Source organism: Microbacterium sp. ZW T5_56 (genome assembly GCF_044987425.1).
Classification (GTDB): domain Bacteria; phylum Actinomycetota; class Actinomycetes; order Actinomycetales; family Microbacteriaceae; genus Microbacterium.
Genome location: NZ_JBJDRI010000057.1, coordinates 1 through 17,455 on the forward strand (window position 1 = coordinate 1; position 17,455 = coordinate 17,455).

Consider the following 17,455-nt stretch of genomic DNA (forward strand, 5'->3'; position numbering starts at 1 on the left):
CCCCCGTCACGCCGTATGGCGCACCCGTGCCCCCGTACGGGGCACCTCCCTCGCCGTACGGCGTCCCAGCGCCGGGAAGCGGTGGCGCGCCGGCGCAGCCCGGCCACCCCGCTGCGTCACAGATGACGGGGACGGTTGTGCCGTCCGGACGCAAGAAGTGGGTATTGCCCACGCTGATTGCCGCCGGCGTGCTTGCGCTGCTGGCGATCGTCGCGATCATCGCCGGAATCGCCATCCAGAGCTCTGGCGCGACAAACGATCCCGAACCCGCGCCCGCGCCGGCCACCAGCTCCGCCGACCCGAAGCCCTCCGCAACTCCGAAGCCAACCGGGACGGGGAAGGCAACGCCGACGCCCCAGGCGACATCGACGCCCAAGCCCAGCGGCACGCCGAGGCCCAGCAGCACGCCGAAGCCCAGCGCTACGGCAAAGCCCAGCCCACAGCCGACGGCGTCCGCACAGCCCACTCCGAAGTCCACCGGCACCGCCGGAGGCGAGGAGGGGCTGCCGGGCACCGGCTCCATCGAGACCAAGCTGCAAGCCCTGCGCGATCACTATATGCAGGCCCGCGAGGATGGCTCGCTGTGGACGCAGATCCCCGACAACGAGTTCAACCGCACCGCGGTGCAGGCGTTCCTCTTCATCATCACGGACATGAAGGGCGCAACGGTGTTCGGTGTCGACGCGGCGACCGCGAAGGAGTACGAGACACAGGCGAAGCAGGCCGAGGAGCGCCTCCTGGCCCAGGAGCCGCTCGGCATCGATATCCACATCGATACCGGCAAGCGCGTGTTCGAATACGACGGCGACACCGGTGAAGGCGGCTACGTCAACTGACCGTGCAGCACGGTGAGAGATGGAACGCGCACCTCCGAGACGTCTCAGAGGTGCGCGTTCCATCTCTCACGGGACGTCGCGACCGCGTCAGGCCGGGGTCAGACCCTCGGCGCGAAGCTCGTCCCACAGCGAGTCGGGAATCGGCATGGTCACCAGGTCGAGATTCTGGCGGATCTGCTCTGCTCGGGCCGTTCCGACGATGACCGAAGCGGTCGCCGAATCCTGGAACGGGAACTGGAGGGCTGCGGCAGGGAGAGGTACGCCATGGGCATCGCAGATCGCGGCGATCCGGGTCACGCGATCCCAGATGTCATCCGGAATCGCGCCGTACTCGTACCGGCTGTCGCGTGACGGAACGGTCGTCGCCAACAGGCCCGAGTTGAACACCGACGCCGCTACCACCGCGGTGTCACGTTCGTGGCATGCCGGCAGCACCTCGGCCGCGGCGGGCTGCTCCAGCAGCGTGTAACGACCGGCGATCATGATCACGTCCAGGTCCGCCTCACGCACCGAACGCGCCAGCGCATCGGACACCATCGACCCGATGCCCACCGCGGTCACGAGCCCCTCGGCACGCATGTCCTGCATCGCCGGATACGCTTCCGCGATGGCCTGATCCAGGTGGCCCGAGCGCTCCGGATCGTGCAGGTAGAGCACGTCGATACGGTCCAGCCCCATCCGCTCCAGCGACTCTTCGAGCGACGTGCGCACGCCGACACCATCGTAGGCGGGCTCGCGGCGCACGTCGGTACGCACATGGAAGGCATGCTCGAGGTCGAGTCCGCCGTCATCATCGGGGTTCGGGCGGATCAGCCGCCCCGCCTTGGTGGACACGATGAACTCGTCCCGCGGCTTGGTGCGTAGGAAGGCACCCAGACGTCGCTCCGACAGGCCCAGTCCATAGTGCGGTGCGGTGTCGAAGTAACGCACGCCGCCGTCCCAGGCGGCCTCGAGAACCGCCCAGGCTTCATCGTCGGAGACCTCCCGGAACATGTTGCCGAGGTTCGCGGCGCCGTAGCCGAGACGCGTCGGCAAGCTCGCCAGGGCGGACACCGTCTCACGCATGCGCGTGGGCTCCCGTCCAGGTGTACTGCGCGCGCGATTCCGACTTCATCTCCATGCCCGTACCGGGCTCTGTGGGTGGCATGTAGTTGCCACCCTGGATGTCGGTGGGGATCACGAAGTGCTCGTGCAGGTGATCGACGAACTCGATCAGTCGCCCCTCCTTCGACCCGGAGACAGCCACGAAGTCGAACATCGACAGGTGCTGCACCGCCTCGCACAGCCCGACGCCGCCGGCGTGCGGGCAGACCGGGACACCGAACTTCGCCGCCAGCAGCAGGTTCGCGATGTTCTCGTTCACCCCGCCGACGCGAGCAGCGTCGATCTGCATGACCGAGATCGCCTCCGCCTGCAGAAGCTGCTTGAAGATCATGCGGTTCTGGGCGTGCTCGCCCGTGGCGACGCGGATGGGGGCTACCCCGCGCGCGATCTCCGCGTGGCCGAGGATGTCGTCGGGGCTGGTGGGCTCCTCGATCCAGGCGGGGTGGAACTCGGCGAGCGCGTTCACCCACTCGATCGCCTCGCTCACCTCCCAGCGCTGGTTGGCGTCGATGGCGATCGGGAAGTCCGGGCCGCACACCTCGCGCGCCTTGCGGAAGCGACGGATGTCGTCCTGGAGGTCAGCGCCCACCTTCAGCTTGATCTGCGTGAATCCGTCCGCCATGGCCTCGCGCGCCAGGCGCTCCAGCTTCTCGTCGGAGTATCCGAGCCAGCCGGGGCTGGTGGTGTATCCCGGGTAGCCCTCGGCGAGCAGGCGCTCGGTGCGCTCGGCGCGTCCCGACTCGGCGTCCCGGAGGATCTGAAGCGCGTCCTCGGGCGTCAGAGCGTTGGTGAGGTAGCGGAAGTCGACGAGGGAGACGATCTCCTCCGGGCTCAGCTGGGAGAGCAGCTGCCACAGCGGCAGACCGGCGCGCTTCGCCTTGATGTCCCACAGGGCGTTGATCACAGCGCCGATCGCCATGTGCATGACGCCCTTCTCCGGCCCCAGCCAGCGCAGCTGCGAGTCGCCGGTGATCTCCTTCCAGGTGCCGCCCATGTCATCGAGCAGCGGCTCGATCTCGCGACCCACCAGATGACCGGCGAGCGTGTCGATCGCAGCGACCTGCACGTCGTTGCCCCGACCGATCGTGAAGACGAACGCGTGTCCGGAGATGCCGTCATCGGCATCGGTCACGATCCGCACGTAGGCGGCCGAGTAGTCGGGGTCCGGGTTCATCGCGTCGGAGCCGTCAAGGCTGAGCGAGGTGGGGAAGCGAATGTCTGTCGTTTCGAGGGCGACGATACGGCTCACGTGAGATCTCCTTGGATCGGGCTCTCACAGATTAAACATCGGATGTCTATACTGTCAATTACAGCCGCCTGACGCGGCCCTACGGAAACGGAGCACCGATGAAGTTCGCACGCCTGGGTCCTGTCGGCGAGGAGATCCCCGTCGTCATCACCGCCGAACGCACGCTGGACCTGCGTGCCGTCACCGCCGACATCGACGGAGCATTCCTCGAGAACGATCCGATCTCCCGCACTCAGGCGGCGATCGATGCCGGCCAGCTTCCGGAGCTCGAAGGTGCGGACGAGCTTCGCATCGGCGCAGCGATCGCACGCCCCAGCGCCGTCATCTGCATCGGGCAGAACTATGCGGCCCACGCCCGCGAATCCGGTGCCGAGCCGCCGACGATTCCGATCATGTTCCTCAAGACCCCGAACACCGTGGTGGGGCCGAATGACACGGTCACGATTCCCCGCGGCAGCGAGAAGACCGACTGGGAGGTGGAGCTCGGCGTGGTGGTCGGCACGCGCGCCGCCTACCTCGACTCCCCGGAGGATGCCGCCGCGCACATCGCCGGCTTCGTGATCTGCGACGACGTCTCCGAGCGGGCGTTCCAGATGGAGGTCTCCGGTGGCCAGTGGTCGAAGGGGAAGATCGCGTTCGGATTCAACCCGACCGGGCCGTGGCTGGTGACTCCAGACGAAGTCGACGCTCAGAACGTCGGACTCCGCAGCTTCGTCAACGGCGAGCCGCGTCAGGATTCCAACACCAACGACATGATCTTCGACGTCAACCACATCGTCTGGCACCTGTCGCAGTACGTCACTCTCGAGCCGGGCGACCTCATCCTCACGGGCACCCCGCAGGGCGTGGCGTTCGGCGGCAAGTTCCCGTATCTGAAGGCCGGGGATGTCGTGGAGATCGAGATCGACGGCCTGGGGCGCCAGCGCCACGAGTTCACCGCATGGGAGAAGAATTGATGGGAAGCATGGACGGACTCGTCGCCGTCGTCACCGGCGGCGCACAGGGCATCGGCGCGGCGATCGGCCGGCGCCTGCATGAGGAGGGCGCCACCATCGCGGTGCTGGATCTCAACCCCGACATCGCCGACAGCGCCTTCTCGGCGTACCGCGCCGACATCTCGGATCGCGCGAGCGTCACCGCGGCGATCGAGCAGGTCGCCGCCGACCATGGTCGGATCGACATCCTGATCAACAACGCCGGCATCGGCGCGCAGGGCGACATCGCCGCCAACGACGACGACGAGTGGGCGCGCGTCCTCTCGATCAACGTCACCGGGATCGCGCGGGTGACCGGTGCGGCGCTCCCCTGGCTGCGTCAGTCCCCATCCGCTGCGATCTGCAACACGTCGTCCATCGCGGCCACCACCGGTCTGCCGCAGCGCGCGCTGTACACGGCGACCAAGGGTGCCGTCCTCTCCCTCACGCGCGCCATGGCCGCCGATCACCTCCACGAGGGCATCCGCGTCAACGCCGTCAACCCGGGCACCGCCGACACGCCGTGGATCGGTCGACTCCTGGCGAACGAGACCGATCCCGAAGCTGAGCGCGCCGCTCTCCAAGCGCGCCAGCCGCACGGACGTCTGGTGTCGCCGGATGAGGTCGCAGACGCTGTCGCCTACCTGGTGAGTCCGCGTTCCGGGTCCACCACGGGCACCTTCATCGAGGTGGACGGCGGCATGGCGCAACTCCGTCCGCGCCCCCGCTCCTGACTCGAAGTTGTTCCGGGCTCAAAGATCTTCGGAGATATTTCTCCCCTACATTCGAAACATCGCCCACCCCTCCCCCGGACGCGCTACGCTGTAAGCGAGTTGAGAAAATCAGCTCGACAACTTCTGATGACCGACCACCCGATTCGGACCTCAGGCCAGACGGGCTGCCGCATTGCGCCAGTCCAAGCGGCGCCCAGCCACCCCCCTTGGCTGGGCGCCGTTTCTCGTTTCCGCCGAGGGTGTCCCGAGAGGCCGTGCCGGGCGAGGCATCACGAAAGTAGGACTGCGCGTCGTCCGCACGCAGCCATATCGTCCTCCTTTGGCTACATCGTCCTCTTTCGACGAGGCGCTGCGGTGAGCGCTTTCGCGGGCATCCCCGTGCCCGTCGCCCGCGCGGCCCGTCGCCTCAGAGCGCGTCGAGCCCGTAGATCCGCTCGGCGTTCGTCCGCAGCACGGCGTCGGCGTCGAGGTCGCGGGACGCGATCCACTCACGCACGATCCGCTCCCACGCGCCATATCCCGCCGCCGTGTCGCCGGCGAAGGAGGCGGGCCAGTCACTGGCATAGAGCAGCCGCTCCGCCCCGAAGGCCTCCAGCGCCGTGTCCAGGAAAGGTTCGAACTGCGCGGCGGAGAATGCGCCGGTGCTCTCGCCCGGCAGGCCCGACACCTTGCACGCCACGTTCGGGCGCGCGGCGAGTTCGTGCATCGACTCCGCCCAGCCTTCCGCAGCCGGCGACGCCGGAGCCTGCGCCGACCCGACGGTGGGCTTACCGAGGTGGTCGAGAACGATGCTCAACTGCGGCAGCGCATCCGCGAGCGCCGCGACATCGCGAAGCTGCGCCTGTCCCCGGACGCAGGCATCGAAGACCAGCCCGTGCTGCGCCACGAGCTCAGCGCCGGCGCGGAAGCCGGGCGTGAGCGCAAAGCCGGACGCCTCGCTCTGCAGCAGTCGCCGAACGCCGACCACCCGCGGTCGAGAGGCGAGCGCGGCCAGATGATCCGCGACATCGGCGCCCCGTTCCAGCGGCGCAAACGCGATCAGCCCGCGCACCGGCAGCGGAAGGGAGGCGACCCAGTCCACCTCGGCAAGCGCCTGATCGGCGCGTGTGTCCGCCTGCATGAAGATGAACGCACGGTCATCCGACATCCCGGCCACCGCCTGGGCGAGCTCCTCCGGGCCGAATGCGCGGTCCAGATCGCCGCTCAACCAGTCGTAGTCGAGAACGGCGGGGTCCCAGAGGTGAAGATGCGCGTCGAGGATCTGCATGGGTCTATCCTGCCGGACATCCGATGTCTCGCTATCATGAGCCCATGGCGGTGACGGACGAGGCGATCCAGAAGATCAAGGCGATGATCGTGCGCGGCGAGTTGGGGCCGGGTGATCGCCTGCCTCCGGAGAAGGAACTCGCCGAGCGTCTGGGACTCTCTCGGAACTCGATGCGCGAAGCGGTGAAGGCGCTGGAGGTCATCCGCGTGCTCGATGTGCGCCGGGGCGACGGGACGTACGTCACGAGCCTCGAACCGCACCTCCTGCTGGAGGCGATCTCGTTCGTCGTCGACATGCACGACGACGAGTCGCTGCTGGAGATCTTCACGGTTCGTCGCGTGCTGGAATCGCACGCCACCGCGGCCGCTGCTCTGAAGGCCACCAACGAAGATGTCGCCTCCCTCGAGGCGGAGATGGATCAGGCCCTCGGGCTCACCGACATCGCCGAACTCGTGGCTCATGACCTCCGCTTCCACAGCGCGATCACCCGCATGGGCGGCAACACCTACCTCTCGAGCCTGCTCGACAGCCTCAGCAGCCAGACCGTGCGCGCGCGGCTGTGGCGCGGTCTCACCCAGGACGGCGCGGTCGAGCGCACACTCAGCGAGCACCAGGCCATCGCCGAGGCCATCGCGGCACGCGATCCGGAGCTCGCTTCCTCCCTGGCATCGGTGCATGTCTCCGGCATCGAGCGGTGGCTGCGCAAGGCAGCCGCGGCTTCTGCGGCCACGGCTTCTGCGGCCGGTGACGACCTGGGCGACACGCCCTGACGTCCTGAACCTGACTCAGACGAACCGAATCGCCGCCTGCAGCCGCGTGCGGACATCGAAGATCTCCGTGCCGCCGAGATCCCGAACGCCGGTCACTCCGCGACGCAGGACGGTTGTCAGAGCGCTGCGCCCCACGACCACGGCGGCAAGCGAGCGGACCCGTCCGAGCTCGGTGATCTGCTCCGGCACGTCATTGTCAGGGAGCACCACGATCACGCCACCGAAGCGCACGCCCGCGGCCTTGCCCAGTGCTCGCGCCGCTGCCACGGTAGCCCCCACGGGTGCCGCATCCACACCTTCGCCGATGACCTCGCCACGACGGAACTTCACGGCGGCGGCGTAGTCGTCACTGGTCAGCGCGAACAGCCCGCTCGGCCCCAGCACCACGTGATCGAGCTTCCCGCCGATGCGCGGCACGGCGACGTCATGCCAGATCGTGTAGCCCATGCCGAGATCCGACAGCGAGCGCGCGGTGTTCTCCTCGGCGAGCGCGTCGGCCAGCAGCCGACGCAGCTCCCGCGGCGCGGATCGCACCAGGGCGGGGTCGTACGGATCGGGAAGGGCAACACCGCGCCCCGCCCACTCACGGATGCCGACGAGGTAACGCTCACGGTTGTAGCCACCGGGCTGGCCGTGGCTGCGCGGGCCAGGGCGGGTGTCCGCGGGCCGGCTGCGCACGGTCGGTTCCGGCGCGAACGTCGGATGCGGCGCGGATGTGCTTCCCCGCCCGCGGTCGTAGGCAGCGCGCGCGATCGGCGTTCCCACGAGCTCCCAGGCTTCCTGCACACGCACGAAGAGCGCCGCATCGCCACCGGTGTCGGGGTGGGCCTCACGCAACCGCAGCCGATAGGCGCGGCGCAGTTCTTCGTCGGTCACGTCCGGGGCGACGCCCAGCACCTCGTAGGCGGACGCGGCCAGGGGCGAGCCGCTCACGTAAAGAGCGCCGTCGGGGCACGGAACGCGAGAGCTTCCTCCCCGAGTCCGACGGGCAGATCGGCGATGGTCGCGGGCGACCAGCGCGGAGAGCGATCCTTGTCCACGAGCTGAGCACGAATGCCTTCGGCCATATCGGGACGTCCGGACAGGAACGCACCCACGTGGAACTCCTGTTCGAGCACGGCGCGCAGATCATTCGATGCACGAGCAGCACGGATCGAGGCGAGCGTCACGGCAAGGGAGCTCGGCGACAGCTCGCCCAGCAGTTCGGCGGTCGCCGCAGCATCGCCGCCGATCTCACGCAGTCGATCGACGATGTCACCCACGGTGTCGCGGGAGAAGGCGTCGTCGATCCACTCGCGAGCGTCTTCCAGACGCGAACGCTCGGGGGTCTCGTCGAACAGCATGAGGAGTTCCATCGGCGTTCCCGGATCCGCGCGGTGGCGCAGGGCATCCAGCGCAGACGGCAGCCGAACAGACGGAACGTACTGGTCGGCGAACCCGGCCCAGATCGCGTCGGCAGCGTTCATCGCGACGCCGGTGAGGCCGAGGTACTCCCCGATGCACCCCGGCGCGCGGGCGAGCAGCAGGCTGCCTCCGACATCGGGAGTGAATCCGATGCGCGTCTCCGGCATCGCCAGCTGCGAGCGCTCCGTGACCACACGCACCGCGGCGTGACCCGAAATGCCGATGCCGCCGCCCATCGTGATGCCGTCGGCGAAAACCACCACCGGCTTCGGGTACTCGTGGATCAGCAGATCCAGTGCATACTCCTCACGGAAGAAGTGCAGCGCTTCATCGGGGCGTCCGCTGATCAGCGATTCGCGAACCGCCCGGACATCGCCGCCGGCACACAGCCCACGATCGCCCGCCGCATCGATCAGCACGGCTGAGACATCGGGGTCGGATATCCACCCGCGCAGGGCCACCAGCATGATCTCGATCATGTCGATGCTCAGCGCGTTGAGGGTGTGCGGCCGGTTCAGCGTCAGCTGTCCGAGGCCGCCCGTCATCTGGACGATCACCGGGGCGTCCGACTGTGGCGTGCTCACCCGGCCTAGGTTACCCTCGCGACAAGGAGCATCGGTCACCGCGCCCGACGCAGCGGTGACGGATGCGCTCCGGAATCGCCGATGATTCACCGGAGAAACGCTGAATCGGCCACAATGAGATGACCTGATTCGCGACGAAGAGAGGCTGGCACATGCCCGAAGGACACGTGTTGGAGTTCCGAAGCCTCACAAAGCGCTACGGTGCGGTGACTGCCGTGGATGGCCTGACTGCCCGCGTCGAGCCCGGCATGGTGACCGGATTCCTCGGCCCGAACGGTGCCGGCAAGACGACCACGCTGCGCATGCTGCTGGGGCTCGTGACGCCCACCTCCGGTTCGGCGCTCATCGACGGCGCACCCTATGGACGTCTGACGCACCCGGCACGGACCGTTGGCGCGGTTCTCGAAGCCACCTCATTCCACCCGGGCCGCAGCGCCGCCGATCACCTCAAGGTCTACGCGCGCGCCGCCGGCATCGCGCTCTCCCGCGTTCCCGAAGTTCTGGAGCTGGTCGGGCTGAGCGGAGCGGCCACACGGAAGGTCGGCGGTTACTCGCTGGGCATGCGTCAGCGGCTCGCGCTCGCCACGGCGCTCCTGGGTGACCCGGGCGTGCTGGTCCTGGACGAGCCGACCAACGGACTGGACCCCGAGGGGATCACGTGGATCCGCGGTTTCCTGCGCGCCCTCGCGGCCGACGGCCGGACGGTGCTGGTCTCCTCTCACATGCTCGCGGAGGTTCAGCAGACCGCCGACGCCCTCATCATGATCGCCAATGGCCGTCTGGTCTTTCAGGGCGGATTCGGTGATCTCCTCGCGGACGAGGAGTCTGCCACGGTGGTCGATGGTCCCGATCGTGGCGCGCTCGCCGCGGCACTGCGTCAGGCCGGGCTCACCGCCGAACTCCTGCGGTCGGGGCTCACCGTGCGCGGCGCGACAACCACAGAGGTGGGCGCGGCAGTAGCCAGTGCGGGCGTTCCGCTTTCTCTCCTGCAGCGCAAGGGTCCGTCGCTGGAGGAGGTGTTCTTCGAGCTGACCAACGGCACGCGGGTGCACCCGTCGGCATCGGGTGACGCCTCGGGCAGCGCCACTGCGGGGGTAGTGAGCACGGCCCCGGCGGGCGATGGCGTGAGCGCTGGTGCCGCACGCGCTGGGGCGGTTGACGCCGCCGCTCCTGCGCTGGGTGCGGTAGCTGCCGCCGGAGTCGGCGCGGCTGCAGCGGTTCTTGCTTCCCCGTCCACGATCGGGGGCGCGGGCGACGCGTCTTCGGATGTCGGTGCTGGTGTTGCCGATGTGGCAGCCACGAGCGACGGCGAGTCCAGCCCAGACGATGCGACGGACGTTCCGGCTGACGACGAGGACGAGGCGCCCAGCGATGATGCCTTGGTCGCTGAGGCGAGGGACTCGAGCGAAGGTGTTGACGCCGTCGATGGCCTGGATGATTCTGCGCCGCGCACGGCGGACACGGACGTTGACGAGCTGGCGGACTCGCTCGCGTCGGCCGGCGACGCTGCCGATCTGACCGGTGAAGACCCGGCGACCGCGACGGGACTCCTCGGCACTGCCGACGCCGCTGGTTCGGATTCGGGGCTTCAGGACCCGGGGACCGCGGACGCGTCCGCCGAAGCCGTCACGGATCCGGAGTCCGACATTCACGACTCTGAGTCTGAGTCTGAGTCTGAGTCTGAGTCTGAGTCTGAGTCTGAGTCTGAGTACGCTGACGCGACCGCCACTGACCAGGCCGTTGATCCGGAAGCCGACATTCAGGACGCCGAGTCCGAGCTCGAGAACGCTGACGCCGCAGTCGCTGCCGGTGCGAGTTCCGACCTCCGCGACACTGAGTCTGAGTCAGCCGACGAGGTCGTCACTGCCGACGTCGCTGCAAGCTTCGACGATGGCGCGGTCCCGATCGATCCCGACAGCCTCAATGAAGACCTCCCGAGTGACGACGTCGAGAATTCCGGCGAAGGCACGACTGCCGAGAGCGAAGACGCAACCGCTGGACACGCCAGCGCACACAACGACGCGATCGCCGGTGACAACGCGGACGCCGAAGCCGCAACCACGAACGACGACGCCATCGCCGGAGAGGCAACGGACGACGACGAGGAAACAACCGCTGGCGAGATCGACGAAGACGTAACCGATGTCGACGTCTCGGGCTCGCACGACGGCACCACCGATGTTGACACCGACGGCTCCGAAGGCTCCGAAGGCTCCGAAGGCTCCGAAGGCTCCGAAGGCTCCGAAGGCTCCGACGAGGACGCCACGACCGGTGAGATCGACGAAGACGTAGCCGATGTCGATGTCTTTGGCTCCCATGACGGCACCGCGGATGATGACGCCGAAGACGCCGAAGACTCCGAAGGCTCCGAAGGCTCCGAAGAGGACGCCACGATCGACGGCGCTGCAGGTGGGCCCGACGACGATGCGACCGATGACGTCGAGGTCACCGACGGAGACTCCGCCCCCACAGACACAGAAGGCGCGTTCAACGAAGACGGGCCTGACGCCGACAGCGACGACGACCCAGCGGGCGACACCGCCGTCGCTCCTGCTCACGGCGACGCCGGCGATCCGGCGCACCTCTCCGACGCGGTCGATGACGGTCAAGCGTCGGCTGCTGGCGATGTCGAGACACCGAACGAAGACGGCACTGCCTCCTTCTCGACCGACGGCGACATCGATCCCGAACAGGTTGCCGACGCGACACGGCTGATCGACTCCGACGACTCCGTCTCCGATTCGGACGTCGAGCGGAGCGAGGATCAGGGCGCGGCCCGTGACAACCGCGGCCCCGCAGGACTGGGCACGGCGTGGTGGATGCCCGCCGAGATCCGCGTTCCCACCGGAACGGCGTCGCTGATGGACGCGCAGAGCACCGACACCGACACCGACGCCGACGCCGACGAGCCAACCTCTGACGCGAACGAGGTGCCCGTCGTCGGCGCGCTCGCTAGTCAGAATCCCGCAGACGCAGACGCAGCCATCGTCCTGCCTTACGACGGGGATGTCTCCGAAAGCTCGCATGAGTCCGACGAGTCCGATCACACAGAGGACACGACGGCAGGCACCGCAGCGGAGGCCGGCGACGACGAATCGGACAACGCGACCGACGCCGCACCTCGCGCGTGGTGGATGCCTGCACCCATGAAGTACCCGTTCGGTGAGGACCCGACCCCAACGTCCGACAACGGAGCCGCGGACGCCGCACCGGTCGACGGTTCAGCGGACGGAGCTGACGTCGCCTCCTCCAGTGTGCCGAACGCCGACGGCGGTTCTCACGAATCCAACGAGGACGCTGACTTCTCGGAAGCGGCCCACGCCTTCGCCCCGGTGTCCGAAGGCGACGACGAGGCCCCGGCCACCGCGGACGCAGCAGATGACGAGCCCGCGCCGACGTCCGACAGCGACAGCGACAGCGACAGCGACAGCGACAGCGAGGCTGCCACCACCAACGACGCACCAGGTGACCCGTCCGCGGCGACGTCCGAGAGCGACAGCGAGGCTGCCACCACCGACGACACATCCGGTGACGCGTTCACGCCAGCGTCCTCGGGCGACACCACCGACACCACCGACACCACCGACACCACCGACACCACCGACACCACCGACACCACCGACACCACCGACACAGCGTCTCCCGAGGCAGCATCTCTCGGGGCAGCGGTGGACGAGACGGCGTCTCCCGCGGCAGCGACGGACGAGGACGATCTCGACGACGCGACCACGCCGGACTGGGCGATGCCGATGTCTGCTGCAACGGCGACGACCGCCGCGGCCGCGCCTCAGGTTTCTTCCCCCGCCGCACCGCAGGACGTCAGCGAGCCCGCACCGCACGAGTCGCCCGCGGCCGCGCCCGAACGGCCGGAGCGTCGCCCGTGGTGGCGACTCTCGCGTCGTCGCACGGCTGACATAGCAGACACAACCGCAGCGCCCGGCCCCGAACCGGTCGTCACGGATGCGATCGGCACTCTCGATCAGCTCTTCGGGAACGCGGAGAACGTCGAAGGCGGAGAGAACACCGCCGAGGGCGCAGATCCCGGTGCCGACGAGCTCGGCGCGCGCGCGGCAGCTGACACGAGCCGCTCCGAGCCCACGACCAACTCTGTGTCAGCAGCGCCGGCGGGCGACTGGGACGTGCCCACCGAGCTCATCTCCGTGATCCCTTCTTCCGAAGCGAGCACGACGGACGAAGCGTCGGAGCAGATCGCGCAGGACGCATCGATCGACCAGCCCGATTCCCGCGCAGACAACACCACGCACACCGTCGCCTTCGAAAGCCCAGCGGATCTATCCGACGCCCCCGAGTCCGATTCGGCTGCGTCGAACGACGCCGCGGATGCCCCCGCCGCCGACGAAGCCGCTCCCGTGGACTCGGGTGAGTTCGCTCCCACGGATGCCTCTCGCGCGACGGCGACGACGTTCATCGACACCGATGCACCCGCGCCGGCACCCGCACCCGCACCGGCGAGCGAGAGCGACATCCCGGAGCACGACGGATCCGCCCTCGACATCCCCGTCTTCGAGGCCACGGACGCACCGGAGCCTAACCCGACACCCGCAACTCCGCCGTTGTTCCGCGCGCCCGCTTCCGCGGCATCGGCGAGTGATTCGTCCCCGGAGCCGGCGGATGACTCCGCCTGGGCTCCGCAGCATGACGACGGATCGGGTGATGCCTGGATCCCACCCCAGCCACCCCGAACCGACGCCGAGGAGAACACGGTATTCGAGGTAGCGTCCACCGGCGAGATCGGCGTCATCCGCGCTGAGGACATCGCCGCAGAAACCCAGTATGCGGTGGCCGCCACGGGCGAGATCGGCATCATCCGCACGGGTGTGATCCCTGTCGTATCGGCAGAAGCCGCACCATTCACGGAGGCCAACGACGCTCCCGAGAACCGCTCCAACGATGATGCCGACGGCCAAACCTCGGACGCCGCAGAGTTGCAGGACTACCCCGTCGCAGAGGTCGACCGCAACGAAGATGACAGCACTTCGGACGAGGGTCAGTGGTCGGGCGAGCAGGAAGACGACGGACACGTCCAGCTCAGCGATACCGCCGAGCGCGACGCCGCCCAGGATGCCGCAGCCGACGAGCGCGATGCGTCCGCCGACACCGGCGACAACGCCATCGCGGCCGAGCCCCAGCAGGAGGCACCCGCGGACGCGCAGCCCGACCATGGACCAGCGGAACCCGCGCAGGCCGCAGCCGCCGACACCGGCGACACCGGCGACGCCGCCATTGCAGCCGAGCGTCAGCAGGACACACCCACAGACGCACAGTCCGACCATGGCGCATCGGAACCTGAGCAGGGCGCACCCACGGCTGGTGACGACGCCATTTCCGCCGAGCCAGCGCACCACGCACCCACGGATAGCGATCACCACGCACCCACGGGTAGCGATCACCACACGCCCACGGACAGCGCGGCACCCGCCGAGCACGATGACTCCGGGTCCGACGCGCCTGAGCCCGTCGCACCCGCGCCCGCATCGGCACCCATCGTGCTGACGTACGAGGCGAACCCGATGACCGGCGAGCTGTCGTTCGACGATCTGCTCCTCGGCTCCCGCCCGGGCGCGGATCCTGCGGGCGACGAACTGATGCAGCCGGAATCCGCCGATCCCACGCACGACACCGGCACCGCGCCCTACGCGCCCGACAGTGTCACGTCGGCCCTGCAGGGCGATGTCCCCAGCGAGGATCTCTCGACCCGCGTGATCGAGATCCCGCTGGCGCCTTTCACCGAAGACACCGACGATGACTCGCTCGAGGAAGAGGATCCGGTCCCGCGTGACGCGTGGGAGCGACGCGATGATCGCACCGAATCAGACGACGCCGCCGATGCCTTCTTCCGCCGCTTCGGCGAGGGAGACAGCGACGGAAACGCGACGAACGCGGACCGCAACGACGACGGAGGTGAGAGCCGATGAGCCTGGGCAACGCGACTCGTTCCGAGTTCACCAAGCAGTTCACCACGGTGGGCTGGTGGGTGATCGGCATCATCCTGGTGGCCTACCTGCTGATGTTCGCCGTCGGCCTGGGCGCGGCGGTCGGTGCGAGCGCGTCGGGCAGTATCCCCGGCGGGCAGCCGATCCCCCTCCCCGCCGATCAGGTCGCGCCGTGGATCTACTCGCTCGCTGCCAGCAGCGGCTACGTGCTGCCGCTGCTGTTCGGCACGCTGATGGTCACCAGCGAGTTCCGCCACAAGCTCATCGTGCCCACGTTGCTCGCCAACCCGCGTCGGGGCGTCGTCCTCAGCTCGAAGCTGATCGTCGGTGTGGTCATGGGCGCGATCTACGGTGTGGTCGCCATCGCGTCCACCATCGCGGGCGGCGGCGGCATGCTCGCCGTGTTCGGTCAGCAGACCGCTCTCGACAGCACCGACACCTGGGCGCTGGCCGGACGAGTGGTCCTCGCGCTGATCCTGTGGACCCTGGTGGGCATCGGTGTCGGCAGCGTGATCCGCAACCAAGTGGCCGCCATCGTGGTTGTGCTGGCGTTCACGCAGTTCGTCGAACCGGTGGTCCGGATGGCGGGCATGTTCGTCGATCAGCTGCAGGCACCGCTCCAGTACCTCCCGGGTGCCGCGTCGGACGCTCTGGTGGGGCACAGCCTGTTGGCGATCGCGGGTGATGCCGGCGCTTCCACCGACACTCCCGCGTGGTGGGTGGGGGCGCTGGTGCTGACCGGCTACGCCGTGCTGCTCACCGTGATCGGCACCGTCACCACGTGGCGACGCGACATCGACTGACAGCCGCAACTGACGGATCACGGCATCCGCAACACCGCTGCTGCCGGATCCGAGGCACGCACCGTGCTGAGATGCACCGTTCGCCATAGCATCACCCCATGACTGCGCTGTCGCGCCGCACTCGAGTGGGCTATGCCCTCGGCGGCATCTCCTCGGGAACCTATGGCACCGTCCCCGGTCTCATCCTGATGCCGTTCCTCACCGATCTGCTGGGTGTGGAGGCCGCCATCGCGGGAATGATCGTGTTCGCCCCGAAGGCGTGGGACTTCTTCCTCAATCCCGTGGCGGGCCGACTCAGCGACCGCTCCCAGAACCCGCGCGGGCGGCGACGACCCTTCATCCTGCGGGCCGGGATCCTTCTCGCGCTCGCTTTCACGGCGATGTTCTTCGGACCGACCGCACCGCCCGTGGCCGCCGCGCTCTGGGTGCTGATCGCGTTCCTCGCCTCCGCCACGGTCTACGCGTTCTTCCAGGTGCCGTATCTGGCGATGTCGGCGGAGATCACCGACGACTACGACGAGCGCACGCGGATGATCACGTGGCGCGTGATCGTGTTCACTCTGGCGATCCTCGTGGCCGGGGCGGCAGCACCGGCGCTCGTGGAGACGTTCGGCGGCATCATCGGCTATCGTGTGATGGCCGCAGCGATGGCGGTGCTCATCCTGATCGGCACGATCGGTGTCTGGTGGGGCACGCGCTCCGTGCCTCTCACGCGCACCGAGGAGGCCGGGGGTCGGCTGTTCGCCCAGCTCGCGATCGTGCTGCGTCAGACCGATGCGCGCGTGCTCATCGCCGCGTTCGTGCTCCAAGCCATCGGCATCGGTATGGTCCTCGGCGGGGTGGTGTACGTAGCACGTCACATGCTTCACGACCCCTCGGCCGCCACGATCGCGTTTGTCTGCTTCGTTGGTCCCGCCGTGATCCTTACCCCCGCGTGGTCACGGTTGTCGGCACGCATCGGCAAACGCGGAGGCTACACCATGGCGACCGTGGTGATGACGATCGGCCTGCTGGCGCTGCTCACCGTCCGCACGGGACAGGCGATGCCGATGTTCATCGCCGCAGCGGTGGTGGGCGTCGGCTATGCGGGAGCGCAGCTGTTCCCGCTCGCCATGCTTCCCGACCTCGCCGCCGACGACGCTGCTCGCAGCGGAGTCAACCGCATCGGGATGATCGCGGGTGTGTGGTCCGGGTTCGAGCTGCTCGGGCTGGCCCTGGGACCTGCGCTTCTAGGCCTCGTGCTGTCGTTCGGTGGCTACGCCGCCTCCACCGGCGATGCCGCACCGCAGAGTGCGAGCGCACAGTGGGCGATCGTGCTCGGCGTCTCGGTGATCCCCGCTGCCCTCTGCGCTCTCAGCCTCATCCCGCTGTTGCGCTATCGGCTCGATGCTCGCCTCCGGGCCGGTTCGCTGCCCATCGCCTAGGGAGTGAGTCCCCCGGGATCACTGGTCGTCGGCGGTCAGGGTGCGTGCGGCGGATCGATGTTGCGGCTCCGCCCGTCACCGCCGCCAGCGTCGGCGTCGGCGTCGGCGTCGGCGTCGGCGTCGGTGTCGGTGTCGGTGTCGGTGTCGGTGTCGGTGTCGGTGTCGGTGTCGGTGTCGGTGTCGGTGTCGGTGTCGGCCTGATGGTTAGTCTCAGAAATTGTCGACGGCGGTGCAAACCAGGACACCTAATGAGACCACCCCAATCGCCGGTCTCAATAGATGTCGAACACCTGCGACGAAACAGCAGCAACTGGGACCACCCGGCCCGTCGCACACGCCCACAACCCACCAC

Annotated in this window: 12 protein-coding genes and 1 pseudogene; 7 read left to right on the forward strand and 6 right to left on the reverse strand. The window is 68.4% G+C overall.

All coding sequences use genetic code 11. The annotated features are described in order from the left end of the window. Positions 1-836: pseudogene (locus ACI3KU_RS18410) on the forward strand (hypothetical protein); the annotation flags it as partial. A gap of 87 nt (positions 837-923) precedes the next feature. Here the strand turns inward: ACI3KU_RS18410 and ACI3KU_RS18415 are convergent. After that, the gene (locus ACI3KU_RS18415) at positions 924-1,901 is read right to left on the reverse strand and encodes an aldo/keto reductase (protein ID WP_404923789.1); all 978 of its coding nucleotides are present in this window, start codon (positions 1,899-1,901) and stop codon (positions 924-926) included. Then, entirely contained in the window at positions 1,894-3,189 is a 1,296-nt protein-coding gene (locus tag ACI3KU_RS18420; RefSeq protein ID WP_404923790.1) for an L-fuconate dehydratase, read from the reverse strand. The genes ACI3KU_RS18415 and ACI3KU_RS18420 overlap by 8 nt, the downstream gene beginning before the upstream one ends. A 98-nt stretch (positions 3,190-3,287) precedes the next feature. Between ACI3KU_RS18420 and ACI3KU_RS18425 the strand changes: the two genes are divergently transcribed. Together ACI3KU_RS18425 and ACI3KU_RS18430 are read left to right on the forward strand one after the other, a co-directional pair. Next, entirely contained in the window at positions 3,288-4,145 is an 858-nt protein-coding gene (locus tag ACI3KU_RS18425; protein ID WP_404923791.1) for a fumarylacetoacetate hydrolase family protein, read from the forward strand. Beyond that, entirely contained in the window at positions 4,145-4,897 is a 753-nt protein-coding gene (locus ACI3KU_RS18430) for an SDR family NAD(P)-dependent oxidoreductase (protein WP_404923792.1), read from the forward strand. The genes ACI3KU_RS18425 and ACI3KU_RS18430 overlap by 1 nt, the downstream gene beginning before the upstream one ends. A 406-nt stretch (positions 4,898-5,303) precedes the next feature. On the opposite strand, the gene ACI3KU_RS18435 is transcribed toward ACI3KU_RS18430, so the two are convergent. After that, positions 5,304-6,164, reverse strand: coding sequence for an amidohydrolase family protein (locus tag ACI3KU_RS18435; RefSeq protein WP_404923793.1), 861 nt, complete (start codon positions 6,162-6,164; stop codon positions 5,304-5,306). A 44-nt stretch (positions 6,165-6,208) separates the two neighbouring features. On the opposite strand from ACI3KU_RS18435, the gene ACI3KU_RS18440 reads away from it, so the two are divergent. Continuing rightward, positions 6,209-6,934 carry a FadR/GntR family transcriptional regulator gene (locus tag ACI3KU_RS18440; RefSeq protein ID WP_404923794.1) on the forward strand — a complete coding sequence of 242 codons (726 nt, stop codon included), beginning with the start codon at positions 6,209-6,211 and terminating at the stop codon, positions 6,932-6,934. Positions 6,935-6,949: 15 nt separating this feature from the next. Here ACI3KU_RS18440 and ACI3KU_RS18445 read toward each other — a convergent pair whose 3' ends face one another. Both ACI3KU_RS18445 and ACI3KU_RS18450 read right to left on the reverse strand, forming a co-directional pair. Next, positions 6,950-7,867: a DnaJ domain-containing protein gene (locus ACI3KU_RS18445; RefSeq protein ID WP_404923795.1), complete on the reverse strand. Its 918-nt coding sequence runs from the start codon at positions 7,865-7,867 to the stop codon at positions 6,950-6,952. Continuing rightward, positions 7,864-8,922, reverse strand: coding sequence for an enoyl-CoA hydratase/isomerase family protein (locus ACI3KU_RS18450; RefSeq protein WP_404923796.1), 1,059 nt, complete (start codon positions 8,920-8,922; stop codon positions 7,864-7,866). The genes ACI3KU_RS18445 and ACI3KU_RS18450 overlap by 4 nt, the downstream gene beginning before the upstream one ends. Positions 8,923-9,074: 152 nt before the next feature. Between ACI3KU_RS18450 and ACI3KU_RS18455 the strand changes: the two genes are divergently transcribed. The 3 genes from ACI3KU_RS18455 (at position 9,075) to ACI3KU_RS18465 (ending at position 17,103) form a co-directional block, all read left to right on the forward strand. Further along, on the forward strand, positions 9,075-14,858 hold the full coding sequence (locus ACI3KU_RS18455; RefSeq protein WP_404923797.1) for an ATP-binding cassette domain-containing protein: 5,784 nt from the start codon (positions 9,075-9,077) through the stop codon (positions 14,856-14,858). Next, the gene (locus tag ACI3KU_RS18460) at positions 14,855-15,679 is read left to right on the forward strand and encodes an ABC transporter permease (protein ID WP_404923798.1); all 825 of its coding nucleotides are present in this window, start codon (positions 14,855-14,857) and stop codon (positions 15,677-15,679) included. Before ACI3KU_RS18455 ends, ACI3KU_RS18460 begins: the two co-directional genes overlap by 4 nt. A gap of 98 nt (positions 15,680-15,777) precedes the next feature. Next, the gene (locus ACI3KU_RS18465; RefSeq protein ID WP_404923799.1) at positions 15,778-17,103 is read left to right on the forward strand and encodes an MFS transporter; all 1,326 of its coding nucleotides are present in this window, start codon (positions 15,778-15,780) and stop codon (positions 17,101-17,103) included. A gap of 35 nt (positions 17,104-17,138) precedes the next feature. Here ACI3KU_RS18465 and ACI3KU_RS18470 read toward each other — a convergent pair whose 3' ends face one another. Beyond that, the gene (locus ACI3KU_RS18470; protein WP_404923800.1) at positions 17,139-17,348 is read right to left on the reverse strand and encodes a hypothetical protein; all 210 of its coding nucleotides are present in this window, start codon (positions 17,346-17,348) and stop codon (positions 17,139-17,141) included. Positions 17,349-17,455 lie beyond the last annotated feature (107 nt).

Bases quoted from the DNA above. Each gene is read 5' to 3' on its own strand.
- ACI3KU_RS18415 (WP_404923789.1), bottom strand. From the start codon at position 1,901: ATGCGTGAGACGGTGTCCGCCCTGGCGAGCTTGCCGACGCGTCTCGGC.
- ACI3KU_RS18425 (WP_404923791.1), top strand. From the start codon at position 3,288: ATGAAGTTCGCACGCCTGGGTCCTGTCGGCGAGGAGATCCCCGTCGTC.
- ACI3KU_RS18430 (WP_404923792.1), top strand. From the start codon at position 4,145: ATGGGAAGCATGGACGGACTCGTCGCCGTCGTCACCGGCGGCGCACAG.
- ACI3KU_RS18435 (WP_404923793.1), bottom strand. From the start codon at position 6,164: ATGCAGATCCTCGACGCGCATCTTCACCTCTGGGACCCCGCCGTTCTC.
- ACI3KU_RS18440 (WP_404923794.1), top strand. From the start codon at position 6,209: ATGGCGGTGACGGACGAGGCGATCCAGAAGATCAAGGCGATGATCGTG.
- ACI3KU_RS18455 (WP_404923797.1), top strand. From the start codon at position 9,075: ATGCCCGAAGGACACGTGTTGGAGTTCCGAAGCCTCACAAAGCGCTAC.
- ACI3KU_RS18460 (WP_404923798.1), top strand. From the start codon at position 14,855: ATGAGCCTGGGCAACGCGACTCGTTCCGAGTTCACCAAGCAGTTCACC.
- ACI3KU_RS18465 (WP_404923799.1), top strand. From the start codon at position 15,778: ATGACTGCGCTGTCGCGCCGCACTCGAGTGGGCTATGCCCTCGGCGGC.